The 25489-nt window shown below is 25.1% G+C and carries 11 protein-coding genes; all 11 read left to right on the forward strand.

Annotated features, from left to right (window positions below; translation table 11 throughout):
- On the forward strand, positions 1–4510 hold a 4510-nt coding region (locus ACRCYC_RS01765; RefSeq protein ID WP_438532726.1), incomplete at its 5' end, for a hypothetical protein.
- On the forward strand, positions 4511–5068 hold the full coding sequence (locus ACRCYC_RS01770; RefSeq protein WP_438532727.1) for a hypothetical protein: 558 nt from the start codon (positions 4511–4513) through the stop codon (positions 5066–5068).
- Positions 5061–5408, forward strand: a complete 348-nt coding sequence (locus ACRCYC_RS01775; protein ID WP_330112623.1) for a hypothetical protein — start codon at positions 5061–5063, stop codon at positions 5406–5408. The genes ACRCYC_RS01770 and ACRCYC_RS01775 overlap by 8 nt, the downstream gene beginning before the upstream one ends.
- A 248-nt stretch (positions 5409–5656) precedes the next feature.
- Positions 5657–6826: a hypothetical protein gene (locus tag ACRCYC_RS01780; RefSeq protein ID WP_330112622.1), complete on the forward strand. Its 1170-nt coding sequence runs from the start codon at positions 5657–5659 to the stop codon at positions 6824–6826.
- A complete protein-coding gene (locus tag ACRCYC_RS01785) occupies positions 6826–8454 on the forward strand; it encodes a hypothetical protein (protein WP_438532728.1) in 1629 nt (542 codons plus the stop codon). The genes ACRCYC_RS01780 and ACRCYC_RS01785 overlap by 1 nt, the downstream gene beginning before the upstream one ends.
- A gap of 3 nt (positions 8455–8457) precedes the next feature.
- Complete coding sequence (locus ACRCYC_RS01790) at positions 8458–16860, forward strand: hypothetical protein (protein WP_438532729.1); 8403 nt, start codon at positions 8458–8460, stop codon at positions 16858–16860.
- A 47-nt stretch (positions 16861–16907) separates the two neighbouring features.
- Complete coding sequence (locus ACRCYC_RS01795) at positions 16908–18719, forward strand: hypothetical protein (protein WP_438532730.1); 1812 nt, start codon at positions 16908–16910, stop codon at positions 18717–18719.
- Positions 18707–19423 (forward strand): hypothetical protein, encoded by a 717-nt coding sequence (locus tag ACRCYC_RS01800; RefSeq protein WP_438532731.1) that lies wholly within the window; start codon positions 18707–18709, stop codon positions 19421–19423. Before ACRCYC_RS01795 ends, ACRCYC_RS01800 begins: the two co-directional genes overlap by 13 nt.
- 71 nt (positions 19424–19494) lie before the next feature.
- Complete coding sequence (locus ACRCYC_RS01805; RefSeq protein ID WP_438532732.1) at positions 19495–20892, forward strand: hypothetical protein; 1398 nt, start codon at positions 19495–19497, stop codon at positions 20890–20892.
- Positions 20892–21953, forward strand: a complete 1062-nt coding sequence (locus ACRCYC_RS01810; RefSeq protein WP_438532733.1) for a hypothetical protein — start codon at positions 20892–20894, stop codon at positions 21951–21953. The genes ACRCYC_RS01805 and ACRCYC_RS01810 overlap by 1 nt, the downstream gene beginning before the upstream one ends.
- A gap of 1 nt (position 21954) precedes the next feature.
- Positions 21955–25476: a hypothetical protein gene (locus ACRCYC_RS01815; RefSeq protein WP_438532734.1), complete on the forward strand. Its 3522-nt coding sequence runs from the start codon at positions 21955–21957 to the stop codon at positions 25474–25476.
- The last annotated feature ends 13 nt before the right edge of the window (positions 25477–25489 follow it).

Here is a 25489-nt window from a genome sequence, read left to right on the forward strand (position 1 = left end):
ACTAATAGATAAATCAATAAATTTAGTATTTAGAAAAACTAGAGAGATAATAACTAGCGAAGAATTTAAGCATAAAGCTATAACTTTTTATGGTATGAATTTATTTAATGGAGATATATTGGCCGATCATTATTCTACTATATCAAAAAGCGTTGAAGGTAGCATAAGTAAAATACTTGAAAGATATGACAAAGTATATGATAAAAATTCTGAAACTGTAGATTCTAATTATTCAAGAATAATAACATCTATTTTTAAATTATGTGTGATGGGAAATTCAAACATAAATAATACTAATAAAAATAACTTCGGAACAGATGGATTGCACTCTACAATAAATGCTTCATTTACAAATGAATTTAATATAGAGCTTCAAAGCTTTTTAATATCATATTGTATATCAAGTTTATATATACCAAATTTAGCTTTTGAGAAAGCTGATTTAGGATTGGTATTACGAGAGAGTGCTCATTCGTTAATAGGACCTATATCAATTTCAGCAATAGCATTGCAAGAGGAGTTGAATAGATTATTATTACAGAAAGTTATAACTAGCGAAAATGAAATTAGTATAGATAAAGAAAAAATAATGAAAATAGAAGATATAAAAAGAAATATAAATGAACTTTTTGGAGAGGGATATTTTGATAAATTATTAAATTTTTCATCTGCTTTTAAAAGAGTTAATGGTCAAAATAAAGATTTTCAAAGCATATATGGAATAAAAATATTTTCTGATTATGAAACTCCATTAGATTTCTTTGATAATATAATTAAAAGTACAACTGTATCTAAAAAAACTTCCGAGAGTATTAATAGAATACTTGAAAAAACTAATATTAAACAAGATGATTATGGGAAATATGGTAAAGATATTTTAGAAGATAAAAGTGTAAAAGAAATTATAGATAATTTAGATGAAAATCAAAAGAGCATATATAACGAAACTATAAATGCAAAGATACCAGGAAACTCTAATCCAGCATATTTTATGAGTAAAATGTTAATAGGGCAAACAAAAATGTATAGATCGTTTAAAGAAATAACAAGAATAATATCTTCCGATTACAGAAATATGATGCCAGACTTTGAAGTCTTGTTAATAGATGAAAGCAAAGTTGAACAAGCTTTATACGAATCATCTTATAGAAATATTTCTGATTATTTTGATATTTCAAATATCTATCATATATCAATCAAAAAAGATGATACTACAAATATTAAGAATGCTATTATAAAAATAGCGAACACAAGACCTTACTATGTTGATGCTAATTCGTATTTTAAAGAAATTGGTTTTATGAATGATGATATAAGTGATACTGTGCTTTATAACAAGAAATTTGTAACAAATAGACCTGAAATTAGAGAAGGAATGGTTATAAATATATCTTTAGACAAAAATAATGATTATTATGATTTTACAGGAAGAATAAATTCTGTAGACATAAATTCAGGAGAAGTAACTATTTCATGTGTTAGTTTTGCATCAGAATTATTTAATAATATTACTGACGTTAATAATTATAAAAAATCTGGAAAACTTGGAAAAATAAGTTTTAATAGTTTTGTTAGTGAGGTGTCTAGTAAATTTGATAATGCTAAAGAAATAGCAGCTTCAAAGACTTATAGAGATCCGAATTCTAACTTAATTCCTAAGGATGAAATAGCTGTTAATCTAAATGACAAAAGAGAGTTTAATGTCGCTGGAACAAATGCCATTTTATATACAGCATTAGGAGATGTATTGTCGAGTGTTAATCATTTAAATTGTTCTTACAATCAACTTATATTCAATGAAAAAACATTATCTAAAACAGAAAAATATTTAAGAAATTTTAATTTTAGAGATGTGATAAAAAACTTTATTTCAGGTAAAGAAATAGCAAAAAACACACCAAATAGAATAGCTGAAAATATAACAAATACAGATAGAGATATTTGTTTTTATGGTATATCAGTAAAAGATGTGGATTTCTATGAAAATTCAAATCCATATGGAACTATAAGTACTAATAAAAAAACTGTATTTAATACATCTTCATTTATAATAGGTGATGAGATGGAAAATATTGGTAGCGATATATTTGCTTACCAACGAAAAAATGCGAGTTTATATGATATTTTAAATGATATAACACTAAGATCTCCTGGAACATTTTGGGAAGTTTATGAGAGTGGTAATTTTGCTACATTATTTTTTGGCAGAAATAATTATCAGTTGAAAAGGAAAAATAAAACATCATCATTAAATATCGAAGAAATTAACTCTATTTTTAAATATTTATTAGATACTATTGAAATTAATGGAGAACATGGACCAGAAAGTTATTATGTTTTCTACAACACTTTAAGAAGTGCAGCTAAAATATATGATAATACAATAGATTCTGAAGATGAATATATACAGAAATTAGAAAAATTTACAGAAAATATATCAATACTAGAGTATGATGATATATCAAACAAAGTTTATGCTATTGCTGGATTTAATTTAATTAGTTGTAATATTCAAGTAAATAAGACTTGTCCTAATGTTATTAAATTTGAATATGATTCTACTTTATCTAGAAAAATAAAAGAATGGTTCAAGTTTACAGATGGAAAAAGTATAGAACTTAAATTATTTGAGAATATTCCTGAAAGTGAAAAAAGAGTAAAGTATGTAGATTATAAGCAAATACCTTGTGTTCATACTCCTAAACAAGCCTATGAGGTAGCGCAATCAATAATGCATAACGAATTAAGGAATTATTATAGTGGAAAAATAGTTATGCTATATAATTCTAATATTAGAAAAAATACAGAAGTAACTATAATGGATACTAGAAATAAAATATTTGGAACGGTAGTAGTAAAAGACTATCAACACATTTTAGATTCTGAGATGGGATTAGTAACAATAATAACTCCTGGAATGAAGACTAGAAGCACCTCATTAATGAGTGATATTTATTTGTGCGGTATTTGGCAAAAAATAAATTATGCATTACTTAGAGATGAATTTATAAGTAACGTTAAGTATAAAGAGGAATTAGTTGGTAACATTACTGCTAAATCTTTAAAGGATAATTTTTTAGAGGCTATGAAACATTTAGAAGATATACCAATTATCATGAACAATGTTGGATATGATTTTGATGTTAATAGCTCTAATGAAAATGATAACTCTTATGAAGCTGAAGTAAGAGGGACTAGAAATGCTAGTGAGTTGCCTTTTAAAATATATCCATTGATTAAAAATGGAATACCCATAATGCCAGATTCGACTATTTTTGGAAGTGCATCAACTCCATTTTACTGGATAACAAATATAATGTTATCTTTTAGATATAAGTTTGTAGATTCTATTCTAAAAGAAGAAGCTAGAAATTTTATATTAGAAAATGTAAAGGATGCTTTTTCAGATAAGTTTAATTTATCAGATTATAAAGGAATTGAAAGGATTATAAAATTATTTAGTGCATTTGATAATCCAAATTTTATGAACGAAATAATGAGAGAAGATTATGAAGAACTACTATCAAAAGGAATTGAAGATAATACCTTGATTAAGTATGATGGTGATTTAGCAGCAAAACTTTGCTATGGTTTTCTTAACTGTGCAAAGTTAAATAAGCTTGAAACTGAAAGAATAAAAAGAATAGCTAAAATAATGTTTCACTTCGAAATTGTTAATTTAGTTGAGTTAGATGGCAGAGATATTTTAGACCCTAAATCTAAATCTGATTTTAGTTTTGATATTGTTAATGATTTAAAAGAACAATTGGAATATTTTTCCAAGTTATATAATAAGCCTATAAAGGAATGGACTATAATTTGTAAAGATAGATTGATAGATGGTGAACCTTATAAAATTGATGAAAATAACTGGTATGATGATATAGGAGCTGTTATAGTAAATCTTCCTGAAAAATTAGCTTTGAAAGCATTTACAAATAAAGGAACAATTAAATATAGTGCTTCTGTAGGTGTTGAAGGTAAAGAAAAAACTTCTGTTAGAAGAGGTTTGAGATACACACATAATTTAATAGATTCAAAAGGTAATTATAACTATGGAAAATCTAGTTCTGATATATGTGTTATTCATAATTATTATGGAGGAACTATTGATAGTTACGAACTTAGAAAGAGAATGTTAGATGATTTAATAAATAAATTTTTTGATAATACTAATAGAGAAAAAATTATATTTGGAGATTTCAACTTACATTTAAGAACAGGACTTAATATATATACTGAAGCTAATAACAAAAATGAAAACTATGATATACCAAACTATACTCCACTTATTTATAAAGGATATACAACTGCTGGTAAAAAATTATATGACAATATTGTTGTTGATAATCTATCAATTGGAGGATTGAGTACAGTATTTAGATATTTTAACTCATCATCTGAAGAGTATTTTAAGACTGGAAGTGAATTGTTTGTATCGGATCACTTTCCAATATTCTTAGTTATTAATGATAACTATAAAAAAGATGTATTTAAAGGAGTAATATAAATGAGAGAAAGTAAAATGATAAAAAATATAAGTTTTGATAATTTTTTATATGGTGGCTTAATATATCATCATAAAGATGTTGTTGATATAGATGAAAGAAATAGAATTTTAGAAGAAACGATATCAGCTTCAGAAGGAAATGCTACAGATAACAATGTCTCCATAGATAATCTATACATGTTAAAAGAACAATTGGAGTTTATAAAAAATTCTCAATCATTAACGGCAACAGCAATGCAGAAGACATTAGATATAATAAATACAGATAATAAAAGCAAGCATCCTTTGGATAAGGTATATAATAGTGAATCTAAAGAAGAAAACGTTTTTGTAGGTGATAACATACAAATAATATCAGGAGATATAATAATATTTTTAAATCATAACGGTATGCTAGGAGACATTTATAATCATAAAATTCCTAATCAAAAATTGTGTATATCATATGAGTATGATGTGAATTTGGATATTTATGTCGGTAGGGTTTTTGACCAAAAGTTATTAGAAGATTTTAAGGAATACTCTAATAAACTAAAAGAGGTGTATAATAATGCCTAATTTTTTAAAAAATGATTATGAAATAAATAAACCAAAAAGAATAAATGCCGATGAAGTTATTAGTAAAAAAGTTTCAGATACAAATTTTTTTAGTAATTTTGGAACTCCTTTTACTACGAGTACAAGTTCTGCATCTGGAATAACAGAAAGTGTAATCACTCCTGGGATAAGATTTTTAAACTTTGCTTGTTCGATAATGAAACTGTATAAAAACTTACAATATAATTACAATGCAATAGAGCAAAAATTAAAGAAAGTAGAAAGTATACTAAATTCGTACAATAAAGGGGAGTTCAAACATATAAGAAAAAATATAGTGAAAAAAAGTTCTAAATTCTGAATTTGTGATAAGTATATTAAGTTAGATAAATACTTTGAAATATTAACATTTCAACTAAAAAACATTGTTGACTTATAAAAATAAATATGTTATTATTTCAACATACGGATGTAAAAAAAGTTGAATACTGCTGTAGAAGGGGTTTTATGGCAAACAAAAAAAGACGAGTTTTAAAAGCTCGTCTTTTTTTATTTTTTGTATTTTTAATTTAAAATTAAAATATCACAAAAATACAAGAGAGGTACTAAATGATAATTAATTATTCAGAAGAAAAATATATGGAATTATTAGTAGAGCATTTGAATTTATTGGGATATGATACATCTAATAAATCTAACATAATTGATGTTATAAAATGTTTAGCTAAAGTGGATAAAAAAAATATTGATAAAAAAAATAAAATATTAAACTCATTGAATTTCGAAAATAGAACAGGAGAAGAACTTGATGAAATTTTAAATTTTTTTGGTTTAAAAAGATTTAAAAATTATAGCGATATAAATAAAAGTTGTTTAATCTATAACTATGGAAAAATAGATATTTTATTAAAAGAAAATACAGTTATAAAGTATAAAAATGGAAAATTTTTGAATTCTATTGAACAAAAAATAAAAAGTGGATCAGAAAATACAATCCACTTTCAAGTTTCAAATTCAACTCTTTCTGACAATTATGATTTTTTAATTTTAGGAGATTTTAAAATAGCTTTAAATGGTATAGAAGTTCACGAGGTAAATGATTTAGAGAATAAAATAAAATACCTTGAGGAAAATTTAGGTTTTTTAAAGTTTAATGATACAGAAACTAAGGAATCAGATATAGAATTTTTTAATAGAGCTAGTTCTGTATTACAAACTTATGGAGATAGTAATATAAGAAAAATTAAAAATTATATAAAAGGAATAGAAGGAGTTTCAGATGTTGTAGTAAACGAAGAATACGATAATATAAAAGTAGTCATAATTCCAGTTAATTTAGTGTCTTTAGATAAGATTTTAGATCAATCAAAAGAAGCTGTAGAGTACTTTGCTACTTCACATATAGAGATTATTAAACCTTCTGTAATGGAAATAGAAATTGATGGGATATATAGTCAATTATTAGAATGGTTTTCAAATGATAAGGAAATTGATTTAAAGAAGATTATATCAGAATTAGAAATACAATTAACGTATTATCTAAAAGAATTATATTTTTCAAATAATAAAAAAATAAGTAGGGATGTAATAGAGTTTATAATTAATAAATATTTTACAGATAATAAAATACAGTTTTCTTTAAATGAAAGAAAATTAAATGTTAATTTTTTTGTATTTTCATCAAATGATTATGAGCATCCTATAGTTGTTGGAGAACTATTACCTAGAAATTCAAAAGAATTATTAGCTGATATTTGTATAATGCGTGGTGTTAAATAATGTCTACTATAACTGCTAATAAAGGATTATATAAAATAAATAAAAATTTTAATTCTGAAATAAAAAAAATATTTGGAGAATATTTTAAAAGTAGATTGTACGAAAAGCTTGAATTAAAAAGGATAAAAGAAAATGTATTTTTTAAAGAAATTAATACAGATTTGTTATATGTTTCTGATGAAACTATTATTGATAGCTTAATAAAAGCTGGATATGATGAGACTGATTATCAAAACTATACATCTACAGTGCATAATTCTATTGAATTTATAAAAGATTTAGAGGAATCAAAATTTGTAAGTTATGACAATAGTATTGTTTTAAATGGAAGAAAAGTTATTGTAAATAAAAATAAAAATAAGATTTCATTGATTTATGAAGATAGATACGAATTATTATTGTTTGGAGAATATGAGGCTAAGGTTATAAATAATTTTGTAATAAATTCAGAAGGATTTATTTATATGGTAATAACTGATAATAATTCTGATAAATATTTTATAAGATCACATTTAAGTTTAGAGTTTTTTAGGTATAACTCTTCTCATAACTGTATGACTAAATTGGAAGAAATAGAGTGTTTATTTAAAGAGAAAATAAATGAAAATATTAAAGAGATAATTTTTGATGATGATAATGGAGTAAACTTTATTTCTGATAATTTAAGTATAAAAAGGATTGAATTTGGAAGAAAATATTTTTTTAGAAAAGATGAAAATGTATTCTTTAATAAAAATAATTTTGTTCCAAATGTAGAACTACAAATAATCCAAGTTGAACACTTGCATTTGTATGACTGGATATCTTTCCTTGGATTAAATAACTTTGTTAATGATAAAGGGTTAAAGTTAAATAGTGAATTTATTGAAAAATTTAAAAATATAATAAGATTCAAATTTGACGATACGTTAAATGGTGCATTAAACTATTATGATTTTTATGATGAAAAAGATTATAAGGTAGATTTCTTTCAAGATGGCATAGAGGTTGTTGGTAACTTCAAATATGGATACTTTGAAAAGGGAGATTACACGCTAAATATAAAGGTAATAAATAAAAAATATAATGGAGAGTTTGAAGTTATATTAGACCTTATAAGAGATAATAAAAATCTAAAGAGGTTGGTATGTACAACAGTAGATAGAGTTATTTATTTTTCTAATTTAAAATTTAATTTTGTTTCATTTGATTATTTAGATAATATTGTAACTTTGAAAATAAATATTAAAGATGATTATTCTGTAAAAAGCACTAGGAGCTATGTTGGAATTAATTCTGAAATTAAAATAACTGATTTTGATAGGCTTATAAAATTAGATCAAGTTTTAAGGAACGAGAATATAAACAAAAAACAGCTAATAGATGTTGAGTTCATAGATAATTTTCTAATAATAAAAAATTATGCTAAAAATAGTTCTGAGAGAATGTTTGAGTCAGATTTTAAAATTAGATTAATTGAAGATGATGGAACTCCTACTGTTCTTTGGAAACAGATAAAAGATAAGGATTATTTTATAAACTTTAATAACTATTGTGTTAAGAAAGTAATAAAACCAACTAGAAAAATAAAGCCTTTATTAAAAAGTAGTTCAATTAATTTTAAATTGGATTTAAAAAAAGGAGAGTAAAAAGTGAAACAAGATGAAAAAAACGTTTTAGACAGCTGTGCTATAGTTGGGTATGATAGTGGAAATATTCTATTTAAACAAGAAAATGGAATTTACTTTAGAGAGCCTATTCGTACAACTATAAGCAATGGTAGGAAAGTAAACAATATACTTAAATGGATTTTAAACAACAAAGAAACTAATTATAGTTTGGTTGCTGATGTAAGCAATTATTTAGAGGATTTTGATTCCACATATGAAAATAGGACGTTTTTTACAAGAGAGCATTTTTCTTTAACAGGAGGAGATGATTCGATAAGTGTAAATGGTAATTATATGGGTGGAACATCAGGAGTTAAGTATAATGTAAAGACTATAAACTGGTTTAAGTTGGAAATAAAAGACGTTGTTGGTTCAAGTGGAGACGTAACTATAATTGTCGAGTGTTGTGTTGATAATGTAAATTGGATTGAATTTGGTTCTGTAAGATTTAATGCTATGCAAGGTATAGATTTAGGAGGAAGTGGAGCGGATAAGACTCATACTTTTAACAATACTATTGAGTGTCCTAACAGGAACTTTAAGTATAGATTTAGATTTACTGGTAATGGTCATATAAGTTGTAAAGAAGGTGATCCTTGGTGGTTTAGTTCTGGAGGTGTATTTGTATTAGATGAAAAGTACATTCCGAATGAAGATATAGAATATAATGTTGGAGTAAAATCTATAACAGATTCACATATAGAGTTCACAAGAACGCTAGCTCATAAAAATGGATTTTACGGAGAAACTAGCATTTCTAAAAGAAATCAAAAACAACATATAAAACTTTATTTAGTTTATTCTGGTAATACTAAATATGTTTTACTTGATGAAGTTTATACAGATACATTTGTGGATAACTTGTATTTTGGACAAATAGAGGAAAGTAAGTTTTTATTAACAAAAAAGAGTGATTTAGAGATACCGAAGTTTTCTTTAAACTCCAAAATAAAGCAATTGCTTTATACAAAGAATGATATTTATATAAATAAAAATATATTATCTAGGGGTACAAAATTATCTGATTTTGGATTTAAAATATCTAGCAATTCATCTTTATTTGATAGTTCTTGTAATAAATTAACTGAAGATATAAACAATTCTAAATTGAAGCTTAATGTTAAGAAAGATATTAGATTTGATAATTTTATTAGTGGCATAGAAAATGAAATTGATGTAGATTTTTTAGATAATAACAATAATCTCATATTTGCATCTAAAGTATTTTTGGACTCAACAAATAAAATTAGTGATGGAATTATAGTAGATAAAATAAAGAAAAGTAAAACTAGATATAAGGGTAGTTTAATTATATATGATTCGTATAATGAAGAATTATTAAACTTAGTCGATTCTTTATCATCTTGTTCTAAGACTCCTCAAACAGTTTTTCTATTCTGTACTAGCAGCAATAATTCTAATGAGTTAGATTGTGTTATAGATAAAAATACAATAGGCTTCTCAGCGTTTAAAGACAATGTTATTGATAAAGTAAAAAAACAAAATGGATTTTTATTTCAAAATATTAATTTAGCTATTGATAAAGTTGGTGAAATTGTATCTAGAAAATTATCTGAAGACACTATGAATACAGTAAATAACTTAGTAGGATTCAATGTATATAACTTTACAAATTTGAGTACAAGTGATTATATGAATGACTATGGATATTATACAAATGAATTTAAAAATGGGTTTAATGTTAATAATCCTCAAATAACATTTATAGGTCAATCTACTAATAATTCATTAGATGGAATAACTCAATTTGATATTTCAAAACCTTTTGAATTTGAAGCTAACTTAAATAAAATAGAAACTAATTTAACTTCTGATATGTTAAACGAAAAGAGGTTATTTCCAGGAGTCGATAAGCCGTACTATAGCGTTTCCATAGTACATAATGAGAATGTTTTATATTCTTATATAGTCGGTAGAGATAATGTAGAGATGATTGATAACGATAACAAAAATAAAAAATATTCTATCTTTGTTGAAAACAAAAAGGTTAAGGTTAAATATAATGAAAATTTAACTGAAAAAGATAGAGGAAAGAATAATGTGTTTATAGTTATTAAGAAAAATGATTGTATTATAAATTCTTATAAAGCTGAATTTTTAGTTGATTATGCAGAGCCTATTGTAGATAGATTTGAACTTAATGTTTCAGATATAGTAGAAGAAACTAATTATCAAGGTAAAAATGAATTGGTTTATTCTAAAGATAATTTCTTTAAAGTTAGCATGAACCTAAGTGCTAATTATGAATTTAGAAAAGGAGAATATCAATTAGAACTTAGATATTCAAAAAATAAAAATTATAAAATAATAAGGCCACTTGAGGGATATTATCAATCTAAAATATATAATATTCATTTGGACGAGTTATCAAACGAATCAGCTCCAGATGAGAAAATAAAATTTGGTGATTGGGAATGTATGCTTGTTAGAAATAGATATAGTTATTCTATAAAAAATTCAACTCATAATATTCCTTTGGAAATAGATAATGCTTTAAGTATAAATGCAGTTCCTATGGAACCAGACTTTGATGATTTTCAAAACAATGGTTTACAACAAGGTAAAGATGTATATATAACGTTGAAATTAATAAATTCTGATTATTATAAAAAAATAAAAGATATTATAACTTTTGTTAAAGAAGTTAGATTTTTATCAAATAATGTTGATTTTACATCTAAACAAGGATATTTCACTTATTTAGATGAAAATAAGCTAGGTTCTGATAATTCTTTATCATTTATAACAGCACACCAAAATTCGTTAACTCTAGATAATAGGAACGAAATGAGATGGTTTATAAGTGGTACTTCTGAAAATGAATCAAATAGATTTCTTAATAGCATAGCTAACTTAGATTCTGGATCTAAGAAACCTAAAAATATAAAAATAAATTTAGTTTTATTTACAGGTGAAATAATAGAAACACAAACTGTAACTATAGGACACGCAGGAAAAGTTGCTGCTCCAATTTTATTAGGAACTTCAGAGCATTTAGATAAGCTTAAAATGTTAGAAGCTAAAAAGAATGGAGTAACAGTAGATCAATTGACTCAAGAACAGTTGATAGCTATTGATGAGTTATGGAAACAGTTGGGTACATATAACTACAATAACCAACATATAATAAATGGAGTTAAAACATTTGCTTTTTATTCTAATTTAATGGAAATGAAATTTGATTTTGGAATAGCTGAGTATTATACAATATCGCAAGCCAACAATAATACAGAGATGTTGCCAGTTACAAAAGATGGAGTTGTTAGATATATAATAAACCAAGATGGAATAGATGAAAACGGAAAAGGTATTTTAACAATAAAAGGATATGTTAAGTTAGCAGATGGTACTATAAACTCTTCTAATGAAGTTGTAATAACTTTTTATAGAAAAAGATTTCCTTCAATGGTTACTACAGGTGATGATTATACAAAATATGTATTTTATGAAAAAGATTCAAGTGACTATTACGCATTGAAAACTGTTATACAATCAGAGTTGAGATTAGAAAATCTTAATGGAACTTATGACTCATCAAGAATAGATCATATAAAAGTTGAACTTGTAGATGTTGATAAAAGAACTGTTATTGCTGAGGGACCAATAGTTAAATTTTATGATGGGTTTGTTCCTCAAAGATTTATATTCGATACGGGTTTAACTGATGATGATTTAAATAAACTAAATCCTGAAGAGAGATTCCCAATAGAGAATACAAAGGAATATATAGAACTTGAAAAAATATTAAATGATAAAATATTTAAAGATGGAAGACACCTAGGGCAAATATTTTATTTGAGATTTAAAGCAGTAGAATCTATCAAAGATGCTTATGATGTCGTTAAAGATATAAATGGTAAGGAGAGCTTTTATCCAATAATTTTTACTGAGAAATTAGAAGAATTAAAGATAATCCCTTCAAATGGAATAATAGTTATAGATAATGATAATAATCAAGATTTATATACTTATAAAAATAAAGTTGCTTTTATGTTAGAAAGTAACAATGCTGAATACTTTATGTATAGAACTGATAGAGCTGCAAGTTTTCAAAAAGTTTATCCTAAGAGTGTAGGATACTCGAAGCTACTAAAAATAGTTGTATCAACTTATGATGTAGGAAATCACTTCCTAGAAGTAAAACAGAAGGCTGAAGGTGAACCAGAATCTAATGTTTATTCAGTTATTGTTGAAAAAATAAAGCCGACATCACCACCTAAAATATCAGGTGATGATTTAATAGATGAAAATGCAAAATGGTTATTACATCCAGTAGATAATGCTCTAAAGATAAAAACTAGCATAATAACAGGAGATTCTGAACATTCTCAAGTTGTTTCTAGTGCAATGCCTTATGAAGTTTACATTCAACCAGATAAGAATCTAGATATAGGTTATCACGCAGTTAAAGCGATAGCAGTTGATAAAATAAACAATGAAAGTGAACCAACATATTTTTTAACAAAAAAGATAGGACGTCCAATAGCGTCAAATGTTATAGGAACTGAAAAAACTTCAGATAATGTAATATCTTGGGAATGGGAATCTCAACATTTTGATGGTGTTAAAGAATATTTAGTTGAAATAAATGGAATTGAAAAAACTATAGTTCCAGTAAATAGGTATGGAACAACTGAATATTATATGAGATTTTTCCAAGGTAAAGAGTTAAGTGATGGAACATACGAAATAAGAGTATGGGCTGTAAATGAACTTGGTAACAAAAATTACATGAGTTCAGATTTTATAACTAAAAAAGGAAGCAAAATAAAAGAATTATCTGTTGAAATGTATAAATTTAAAGATAATTATACCAATAGACTAGAAGCTAAGATAGTTACCGAAGATAAAGCTATAAAAGAGTTTGAATATGATATTCTTAGAAATGATAACGGTAAAATAACTTCTGTAACAGGAACTATGAAGACTAATCAAAAGATTTTACCTTTTATAATGGAAAATGGAGAGAAAGTTATTTTAGATGATGGTACATACTATTTAGCTGTTAGAGCTATAAACTATATAGATGAAAAAACTGACTATGTTAGAATACCATTCATATTCAAGAAAACTCCTCCAGATAAACCATACATATATTTTCAAAGGTTGTTAAAAAGAACAATACCACTTGTATTTGTTAAACCTTCTACTGAGATACCTATTCTAGCAATAGAAATAAAAATAGGAGATAAACCTTTTGAAAAAGTTAGAAATAACGTATGGAGACCTAATTACAATTTACCTTTAGGAATAAATAATATCCTTATTAAAGTTACTGATTATGCAGGAAATCAATCTGAATTTTCAGACTTTATAGAGATAACAAATAAAGGTGTTAATATGTTCCAGGAAGATTTTGTAGTTGATATGAGTAATCCAGTATTAACATTTGATTTTAATTTACCTGAAATGATAGTTTATGGCCATACTAATTTTTTAGTAGAAAATGAACAACTTGGTGTTTCAGTTGTAGTTGATGTTAGCAATGCAAATAATATAGAGATACCTCTAACTTATTCTAACGATAAGATTCTGCCACCAGATGGTGTATATCCATTTGTTATAAAGTTATATGATTCAGATTCTAAAGAATATTCTTATATAGGTGATGTGTTTTATGTAACTATAGATAGCTACGAACCTATAAAACCTTATTTTTTGAATAGTGGGTATTCAAATATAGAATATAATAAGTTTTATACACAGAATAGGAATCCTAAATGGTTATGGCAAACTAGACAAAATATAGATGAATTAAAAGAATTTATTGTTAATTTATATGAGTTTTCTAACAATGAGAATACTTATGTAGATTATGGTACTGGACAGTTTAAGGATTATTCAACTAAGTTGATAGGACAATTTCAAGTTCCAGGAGATTTAGCAGATGGATCTTATAAACTTACTGCAAAAGTTATTGGAAAGAACGGTCTTGAAAGTGCTAATGAAGAGTTTACATTTGTTGTTAAAAATAGTTTTCCTGCACCACCACGTTTCGATTTAAACAATCCAATAAATAGAAAATATGAAAATAGAAATAAAAATGTTATGTGGAAGTGGGAAGATACTAATAGTAATTGGGACGAATTCGTCTCTTATAAAGTCAAAATAAATGATGAGGAATTTACTGAAGAATTTTCAGCATCAAAAACATATTATGAAGAAAAAAGAATTTTAAAAGATGGACCTAATAAAATAATGGTTATAGGAAAGGATAAGGCAGGTAACTGGTCAACGGCAAATGAAACTACTGCTGGAATGCTTGGAGCTAATTATTTATCTAATACAAAGATGATAGATACATCAAATCCAATACCTCTAACAGATAAAGATATAAAGGTACTTATAAAAGATTCTTCTACTTTTGAAATTTTCTTTGAAAGAAAAAAAGCAGATAATGAATATTATATGTTCGAATTAATATCTCCGAATTCAGATGGAAATGATATAAAGTTTGTAGTTGGAAATACATTAGATAAAACATTTACTGAAGAAATATATTTTAGAGAAGAAAAGGTTATTCCAGGGTTAGAAATTGGAGAATTAAATGGAAAGCTAGGTTATTGTGAAATAAAAGATAACTCAGATACAGAAGATGATAAGAGTTTATACTTTACAAACCTATTACCTAATACATATACATTTGTTGTTAGCACTATAGATTATGCAGGAAATAGTTCTCAAATTTATACGAAAGTAATTGAATTGAAAGATTTAACTAGAATAAAACCAGTATTTGTATATCCAAAAGAAACGTACACAAATAATAATACAATAATATTCCAATGGATATTAACTGCTGATAATATAAAAAATTGGGAATATCAATTAACAACTCCATATAATTCGAGTGTTGCTGATTTAGTTAATCCTAGTAAATGGAGAAGTTTAAATGAGAATAGCTTCAAGTTGAATAATATACCTAAAGTTGTAGCAGGTAATGATGCAGATGGAGAATATACATTCTATGTTAGAGCTGTATTTGATGAAACAGTAGATGAGGCTGGTACAGGTCAAATAGTAAATAAAAAATCTGATATCTCGTCAATAACTGTCGTTCTTGATAGAAAAATACCAGGAGGAATAATTTTTACAAATAAACAATTCACTACTGATAATTCTGTATTGAGATGGACTTGGGACTACACTTCATCTGGAGATATAGCTAGTGGAACATATGTTACATTTAATCCGAATTTACCAATTACAGAATGGGAAAAAATAGAAAATAAAAAAGAGTATGAATCGTATCAAGAAAGAGAAGATGGTGTTTACACTTTATATGCTAAGACTTTTGATTTAGCTGGGAATATAAATAACACTATATACGAAAGTACAATAGTGTTGGATAGAATACCGCCGTTTAAACCTATTATAAATGGTGGAAGCAATATATTTACAAATATAATTCCAACAATTTCTTGGGAAAATGATTTAAATTATTTTAGATATGCTTGGCTAGTTATGACGATTGAAGAGTTCAATGCTTTTAAATCTGTTTATGATAGACTTGTTAATAATGAAAACTATACATTAACTAATCATGATTGGAAATTTATTTTTTCTAAATCAGATATTGATAAAAATAATGTAAATGAAAGTATAATTGAATTAGAAAGTCTATTTAGGAAAAATGAGTTTTTAATTGAAAATACAGTAACCATAAATAAGACTATATCTAAAAATGGAATATCAGAGGAAGGAAGCTATGTATTTATTCTAAGCGGATTTGATCCAAGTAATAACTGGTCAGAAGAGTTTGAATACCAATTTATAACTTACGACATAACTGCTCCTGATGTTACTCTAATGAGATTTATAGAGCCTACATATGTAATAACTGATGAAAGACGTCCTAGATGGGTATGGGAAGTTCCTTATGATGTAACTAGATGTGAATATGTATTAGAAAAAAATGGATATTCGGATGGTAGTATTGTAGGAAGTATAACCAAAGCAGCAGATGATGGAATATCTAATATTACTTATGAATTTAGACCTCAGTTCAATTTAACTTCTGGTAATTACAGATTGGTTGTCAATTGTTATGATTCTTCTAATAACTACGTTCAGATTAATAAATCAATTACATTAGAGACTGATAGTTCTTCACTTGAAAAAGAATTCCAAGATATTATTTTACCTGGACAAAATAATAGAATAAGAATTCAGAAAAATAAATACTCAGATACATATATTATAGTTGATATAGATATAGATAAAAATTCAACATTAAGCTATAGACTTATAGATAAAAATTCAAATAACAAAGAGTTTTTAATTTATGAAATAGGTAAAACTGAGCTTCAGATGAACTTAGAATATGAATTTAATATATTAACGTATAATATAGAAATTAATTAAAACAATTGTGGCAGGAGAAATCCTGCCACTTTAACAAAGGAGAGATTATGTTAAATAACTATAGTTTATATAATAATAAAAATCCAGAACTTATTATTAATGAACCTGGGATTCTTGTCTATGATAATAGGAATAACTTTGTTTTGAAATTTGAAGTTAATTATAATAGCTTTTCTCAAGATCAGTTATCAAAAGTTATAAAATCTTTATACAAAGAATTTGCTGATGCTACTAATACTTCTAGCTTAGTTAATTCTGATTTTGTTGAGGGGTCTTTTATAACACTAATTGAAAATAACAATAAATATTATAAAAATATAAAAACAGAAAGTTCTAACTTAAATTTTAAATTTATAAAATATTCGTTAAGATTTTTCAAAGATAGTGCAGAAGTTTTATATTTGGATTTTACACACTCTAAATCTACAATACCATTAAAGATGAGTGATGGAGATTATGAAATAGAAGTTGAGATAAAGAATATAGATAACGAGGTTGTATTAAGTAACAGGATAACTTTAATTTTAAAAACTAATTACTATTCAATGAGTGATAATAAGAGTGGTGTTAATAAAATATTATTTGATAAAAATGAGGGAGATTTTAGTCTTGAAATTTCTCCTAAATCAAATAAGCACTATTGTTTTTCTATTACTGATATTAAAAGTAATAATGAAAACATATTCTATTTTAACTATTATAATAAAAATGATAATGTTCCAGCTACAGCAGGTAAGATAGGCTCAGAAATAAGAATATTGAATGACACTCAAATAGAAGAGTATGAGAAGAACCCTGAGCTTGTAGGAGATATAGTTGGTGAATTTATTTTTAATATAAGAGAAATACTAACTACAACAAATAATAATAACAGCATTGGTAGGATAAGAATACCAACTATGAAAGAAAAAGTTGTTGATAATATGATGCCTTACTATAATTTGAAATGTGATGTTTCTAATAATTATGAAACTACTATCAAACTGAACGATAAACTACTGATAACGGATCAATTTAAAAATGAACCATTATTTTATAATTTTATAGTAGATGATGATATAAAAGATTTTTTAATAGTAAATGATGAGGATAAAATAATTGAAAATTATAAGATAAAGCAATTATCAAAAGGGTTAAATTTAGTTTACTTTTCTCCAAAAAGAGGTGAAAAATATTATTATAAAAATGGCGATAACCCTTATTATTTGATAGAAAGTAAAAAAACATATGAGCCTTATTATTATTCGATTATAGCTAGTAACAACATATCATTTGATGAAGGAACGTATTTTGACAATATCATTTTAAAATCTAGCATAAGAGATGATAGCGTTGATTTAACAATAGTATATGAAGATTGGAGTAAAAAAGAAATAAAAGATGTTAAAATTTTGAAAACTGATATAGTTCCAATTTTTTTACCAGATTATAGAATAAAAATTGATAAAAATATTAGAAGTATCAAAATTAGCAATTGTGAAAATCTAGAGATTGTAAATTTTATTAGTAATTGTAAGATTGTAAGAGATAATTTGGTTTATTATAAAGACAGTGTTAAAGATTTTGTTTATTATGCTGAGGAAGTTGAAACTATAGATATTAACAATATTGATGATGTTGAATTTTTAAATATGATTATAGGAGAGAGATATGCTTTTAATGATGGTAAGATTATAAAATGTATAGATGGACCTATAACACTAACTAGAATACTAAATAGTGATGTCGTATTTACTGACACTGATGAGTACATGGATGAAAAAGGATTAATGAAATTATCTCCTATGATTGTATGTAAGTCTAATGAATTTTATAATAGTAATTTTAAAAGAGCAGGTGCAATTGTATGGGAAAAATAACTTTTAAAAACATAATTGATGAAATTGAAAATAACAATTCAATTTATAATGATGAGATAAAAAAAATAGATAAAGTTCAAAAACAAATTGCTGATGTTGGGATGTTTAGATTTTCTGAATTGGAAGCACAGAATAAAGCAATAGAGAAAATGTTCAATGAGTTTAATATGGATGTAAATTCAAACTCTTATATTTTTAAAAATTCTGATAATGATCCAAAAGTTAAAACATTAGAATTTCTCTCTCCTATACAAATTAAAAATGCTATTTTATTTGTTAAGGATTTTATATTTAATTCACCAGTAAGATTTAAAACAATTTTCCATACTATAGATAATAGTTTTATAGAACTTCATATGTTGCCATATGATTTTAGAGCTGATTATATAGAAGAGATAAAATTTATGAATTATCAAGATAAATCTCTATTCAAAGCTATGAATAATGAAAAATTTGAGTATTATGATATTGTAAATGGAGATGTTGGGATTCTTTATAAAAAGGTAGATACAGATTACACTGATTTTGTTGACCAAGAAGGGTATATAAACTTCAAGACTAATCACAGAAAGGATAAAGTTTTGTGTAGATACACTCCTATAAGCAATGAGTTTATAAAGACAATAGATAATAAAATCACTTCAGTAACATTGATTCTTGATAAACAAATAGATAATGAAATTAAATTGAATATTTCTATTTAAAAGAGCTTTTAATAAGCTCTTTTTTTACTTTCTTTTACAGTTACATTAAAATTAACTTTAGAGGTGGTTTTGTGAAAGTTGGAAAGATAATATATTTCATAGATTCTATAAAACTTCTTTTCGATAGAAACGATATATTAAATAAAGAAATACTTGAAAAATTGAATAGTTACAAAAGGGAATTAAACAATTTTCATAATATTTCAAGCAAGGTTTATGATGAAAATAAAACTAATATAAATGATTTTAAAACTATATTTAATTCTATATATAATAGTGAGTTTAAATCAATAAAAGAAACCTTTGAAAATAATAGTCGTATTTTTTATAACAACGGTTTTAAGTTAGATGTTGAGAAGCAAATGCTTATGTTTGAAGCAAAAGAAAATATTGAGGTTAACTATGAGTATTATAGACAAAATAAAAATTCAATTATATTTTTCTTTAAAGATCCAGTAGATGTTAATTTGATGAAATTAATATCTAAAGATGAAAATGGTTTTAATATAGAGCCAAAAGAAATAATAGTTGAAAACTCTTTAGGTAAAACATATTTTCTTGAAGACTTCAGCAGATTCTTTGCAACAAACATTGAACTAGATGTTCAAACTTATATAAGTAATCTAAAGACTGTAACAAGTGTAGAATTTGTATTTGATTCTATACCTAGTTCCCATTTGTCTACGTATAAGTTTTTCAAAGTGGTTTATAAAGATGAAAATGAAGTTATATTGAATTTTAAGAAGATTTTTAATGACAATAAAATAGTAAAACTAAAAAGAAACATTTCTGATAAATCAAAAGTTCTTAGGTATTCTATAAGTTTTGATAATGGTGTTTCTTTTAATGAATTTGATTGGAAAAATTCAGAATTAAATGGATTAGATGTAGAAGATGATATAAAAATAATTTCTATTCCAGAAGAAAGCAATTCTGATTTGTTCATAAAAATTATAGCTGCTAAAGATTCTAAGAGTGTTAATAATCAAAAGGTTGTTGGAACTAAAAAATATAATAGTACGATAATGTCTAGTGATTATGTAGAAGATAATATGTACGAATATATATTAGATAATCATGGCGGAGTTATAGATAAGAATTCTATTAAAGTTTATTTATCAAATAAATTTGGAACTATTATATCTAGTTATAATAATAATATCGTTGATACATTTTCTGAACCTGGAAAAGTTAGTATATCTTCTGGATTTATAAATACTGAAAAAGAGTCTATAAGTGATGATGATATATTTTTTCTTTGTGATTTTGATGATCTAAATTCTTTAAAAGCTATAAAAAATGAGATTGGTTTTTTTAGAAATGATTCTTTATATTTACCTAGTCTTTTTGCTAATGAAGAAATAAATTTTAGAGTTTTATATGATGTTAATTTCTATGAGAATGATACAAGTATAACTTCATACACGCCTTTTATATTTGATTTTGATATTATGGCTGGTGATAGTTAATGAAATTTGAAAAATATATAAGAGTTAAGAATGAACAAAAGGATTTTCTTGTTGGTACATCAAGTTCAAATATTATTATTAAAAATATTGTTGAAAAAATATTTAAAATAGAAAATGGAAATATAATTATTGGCAATGATGCTATTGAATTGGAAAGATTGTATCTAAATAAAGTTAATCTTGATGAAAATATTATTTGTAGTGTGGAAAAAGAGATTAGTTTATTACATAAAAAAATCCAGTTAATGGTTAAGAATAAGGAAGAACAATTAGAATTTATAGACAACAAAATTAAAGAGATTAAAGAAGCAATAGACTATGCAATAGGACTAAGAAATAAATCTGTATATGACGTTATAGGAGTTATTAATAATAGTTTTTCAAACATAATAACAAAGAATATTATATTTTCTGATAATTTAAATACATTTAATGGGAAATATTCATTTTTAAGTGGAGAGAGAACTATATTAGAAAATAATAGTTATGAAATAATAGAGCATTCAGCAAATTATAAGTTGGAGATAAAACTAAAAAATAGAAACTTCATAAATTATATTATGTTTAACGATTCTTTAAAAACAATAGATACGTTTAAAGTTCAATTTCTTGATTCTAATACAACAGTTAAAGAGATAAAAGAGGTAGATATAAATATATCCCCACTTATTACAGCAAATATTAGTTGTAACAGAGTTGTTATTGAAGGTGTTGGAGCTAGAGAAATAGTATCTAATTTTAAAATATGTGTTGGTAAGAATAACTATAATTATAATAGAGCAATATCGGTATATGAATGTGATTTCTCTAATAATAAGTTATCAGAAAATTTCTTATTTAAATGTAATGATGATATAAAGATTTTCTTGTATCCTAAAAAAGAATTTATTTTAGATGAATCTTTAACATATCAAGAATTTAAAGAAAAATATTATCTAATAGAAAACATAGTTAGAACAGATGTATCTAGTGTTGTAAATCTTCAGGATAATTACATAATATGTTTCTTAGAAACTAATAACGATATTTTACAAGAATTAAAAATTTATGGAGTTGATTAATTTGCCTAAAAAGATTTTAGATATAGAAAAAATAGGAGAAAAGGGTAAGCTTGAAGTTTCTTATTTGAAATTAATTTTAAAAGAACTTTTATATGATATAAAGCTCGAATCTGAAAAAACAGATGATTTTAAACTGGATATTTCAATAATGCTTGGATTACTTAATGATAAAGGCATTATTTCAAAGGAAGAGTACGAAGAACTTAAAGACAAAATAAGTTCTATAGTTGGGGATAATTCTAATGTTGATTCCTCTCTTGGAGATAGTGGATTATCTGATGAAGTGAAAGAAGAGATAATAAGAAAATCTTCATTTAAAGGTTTTTTTAAGACGTACGAAGGATTAATTGCACAACATCCAAACGAAAAATGTAAGCATGGAGATTTTGCATATGTAAAAGATTTTGAAGCTGGAAGATATGATATTAATGCAATAACTGAATATATTTATGATATTAAATTTTCTAAATGGATGGTAGCTAGTGATGAAACTGTTTTAAGAAACTTTAGACCAAGAGTAGAGAATTCTAATAACAGAAATGTAGAACCTCTTGATAAAGATATAATAATGTACAATCAAGCTATTAAAAGATGGTTTTCTGTAACTTTAGAGGAAGCTGATATAGCTAGAAATTCAGTGATGTTATCTCATATAAGTGATAGAGTAATTATAGAAAAAGATGATAGCTCTATAAATCAAGAAGCTAAGATAAATGATGGAAGAATAATGGTCCTTTCTGATGAAAATTCAAATCCATTGAGACACCCTTCTCATATAAGTAATTTAGATGTTAGTAAAATTGTTAATCAAATAAATGATGATTATTATAAAACTATAGTTTTAAATACATTTTTAGATCAATTAGGAGTTGAGAGGATAGAAGTAGATTCCAATGACGTTGATTTGTATGGTAATGATATTCAAAAGAATATCACTAATAAAACATTAAGAATGATTTTATCTAAAATTTATGAAGGATTTGATAGAACATTTAATATAGCTATTGATGAAAATACAAAGAGAATTATTAATGTAAATGATATAGAACATAATAAATATATAACTAGAACCATTAGGACTTATGATGTTGATAAGTTGATATCTAGAATAAATGATGATTATTATAATTCTTTTGAAAATAAAGATTTTACAGATAAAGCATACAGTGAATTATTAATAACTACTATTAATGAGTTTTCTTCTATTTTAAAGCTACCAGAAGGAGATTTAGAGGGTATAATAACAAGATTAGGTAATTTGTATGCAGGTGATGTCATAAGCGATTTAAACGAAGAATACAAAGAATATGAGAATAATAAAAATGTTTCTGTAGAAATTATGAGAAAGATTATCAAGACATTAAATTACTTACAAATATCTAAAGATATTTTGAGAGATGAACTTCTTGAGAGAGATAACATAATAAATGGAGATAAAAATTATACTGGAAATATAGACTTCAGTGGTATTACATCTTATATAAAATCTAATTCAAAGTTTGTTGAATTTTTAAATATACTTGGAGAAACCATAAATAATCACAAAAAAATAACATTTGGAAATACTTCAGGTGAGACTATAAACAATAATAGAAATGTTATATATACTAATGAAACTGGTAAAACAGAAAATAATCATTTCAATATAAATTTTACAAATGAAAATGGAATAATGGATATAAAATCTAAAAATATAAATTTATCAAATGAAGATTTGGAACTTAGCATAAAAGGTATTACTAGATTTTTAGGTGATGCACATTTCTTTGGAAATATGTATATTTCTGATAGTTCTAAAATAGTTGAAGTTAATGCTGAAAAAGTTACATACAAAGATAATATTTTGGAATTAAACAATGGAGAAAAAGGAGCTGGAGTAACATTTGGAAAATCTGGTATGTATGTTGATAGAGGTCAATCTAAAGACTACTTTTTTGGATTTGATGAAATAAGGGACGAATTCGTCACAGGATTTGTAAATGATGAGTCTAATGAATCTATAGCTAATATCAATCCAGTTTTAAACAGAAGCAATTCAGAAATGTTGGAAAATTTAAAACCTTTCGTTTGGGATGAACAAAACAAAAGAGCTATAACAAGTTCTAATATTGATTTAGATATAAATGGCTGTATAAATTTTAAGATAACTGTCCCGAATCACTCATTTAAACTATTGGATGTCGTTAGATTTCAAGATACAGATTTAGTTTTATCTAATTGTAATTCTTTAGATGAATCTATAGTTGTTGGTATTGTATCAAAAATTAAAGGTGATGATGTTTATGTAGCAACTAGCGGAATAATACCTTTAGTTATAAAAGGCATTAGTAGTGGAACTGTTTTATTTCTACAACCAGATGGAAGTTTAGGAATTGATAATTCTCATTTGATTTCAAAAGAAGTTGCTATCCAAAGTGAAAATGGAATAATAATAAATATTCAAAAGTCAGCAGAATTAAATAATTCTTATACTTCGTATCAAACAAATCATAACCTTAAAAAATTTGATGCTGTTATTATGGATGATAATGGATTTTTAATAAAAGCAAGCAGTGAATTTATAGAAACAGCAGAAGTTTTCGGAATAGTTTCAAAAGTTACTCAATATTCTGTACAAGTTGTAACATCAGGATTTATAGAAGGAGAATTAGTTAGTCCTATTGGATCAACTTTATTTTTACAACATGATGGAGGAATTTCCAATCAGAAAGATTCTAATATTGAAAAAGCTATTGGAACTAAAGTTAATTTAGGAATTTATGTAAACATAAAACTAGGAGTTAAAAAGATTGGAATTAAGGATAAACAAATTGTTACTGAAAAGCATAATGAAACAAATAGTCTTGTTGAAATAAAAAGTAATTATAAATTTAAGACAGGAGATTTATTAACACTAGAAGAAAGTGGTAAATATAATAGTTTTGACAATGTTAAAAACTCACCAATCGGAATAGTTGTTAAAGCGTATATAAATAAGAATGGTGAAAATAAATATTTAATTAGTACATCTAATTTTATTTCTTATAATGAAATTTCAATGGAAACATTTATAAATGAATATGGTTTTGATATTTTACCAGGAGATACACTTTATTATGGCCACTCTTTTAATACAAAATCTGGAGAATATACTTTAGGAAGATTCTCTGACAATGGATTTTTCTTTAACTTTAATAAAAAAGAAATTAAGAAAGATAATATTGTTAAACAAAATAAAGAGTTTATAGCTTTGCTTCCTAATAAATATTACAGAATAAAAACTGAAAGTTTGTCTATGAATACTATTCAAGTATTTCACTCTGATACAAAAGGTTTTGCTAAGATAGATTTAATAAACAACAATTCACTTAATAATAAATTTTTATTTGCTAAGTTGATATATGGAACTCACTTAGTAAGATTATTTAATCATTGTGGTGAATTTATAATAAGTCCAAACAATAACGAGATTCTTATATATAGCGAATTAGAATTAGTTGAAACTAATTTCAGTGACGATTTTATAAGTATTACTCTTGAATAAGGTGGTTAAACAA

The sequence above is a fragment of the Paraclostridium sp. genome (assembly GCF_051657365.1).
Taxonomy (GTDB): domain Bacteria; phylum Bacillota; class Clostridia; order Peptostreptococcales; family Peptostreptococcaceae; genus Paraclostridium.

Excerpts from the sequence above, each read along its gene's own strand:
- ACRCYC_RS01770 (WP_438532727.1), top strand. The coding sequence starts at position 4,511 with ATGAGAGAAAGTAAAATGATAAAAAATATAAGTTTTGATAATTTTTTA.
- ACRCYC_RS01775 (WP_330112623.1), top strand. The coding sequence starts at position 5,061 with ATGCCTAATTTTTTAAAAAATGATTATGAAATAAATAAACCAAAAAGA.
- ACRCYC_RS01780 (WP_330112622.1), top strand. The coding sequence starts at position 5,657 with ATGATAATTAATTATTCAGAAGAAAAATATATGGAATTATTAGTAGAG.
- ACRCYC_RS01785 (WP_438532728.1), top strand. The coding sequence starts at position 6,826 with ATGTCTACTATAACTGCTAATAAAGGATTATATAAAATAAATAAAAAT.
- ACRCYC_RS01795 (WP_438532730.1), top strand. The coding sequence starts at position 16,908 with ATGTTAAATAACTATAGTTTATATAATAATAAAAATCCAGAACTTATT.
- ACRCYC_RS01800 (WP_438532731.1), top strand. The coding sequence starts at position 18,707 with ATGGGAAAAATAACTTTTAAAAACATAATTGATGAAATTGAAAATAAC.
- ACRCYC_RS01810 (WP_438532733.1), top strand. The coding sequence starts at position 20,892 with ATGAAATTTGAAAAATATATAAGAGTTAAGAATGAACAAAAGGATTTT.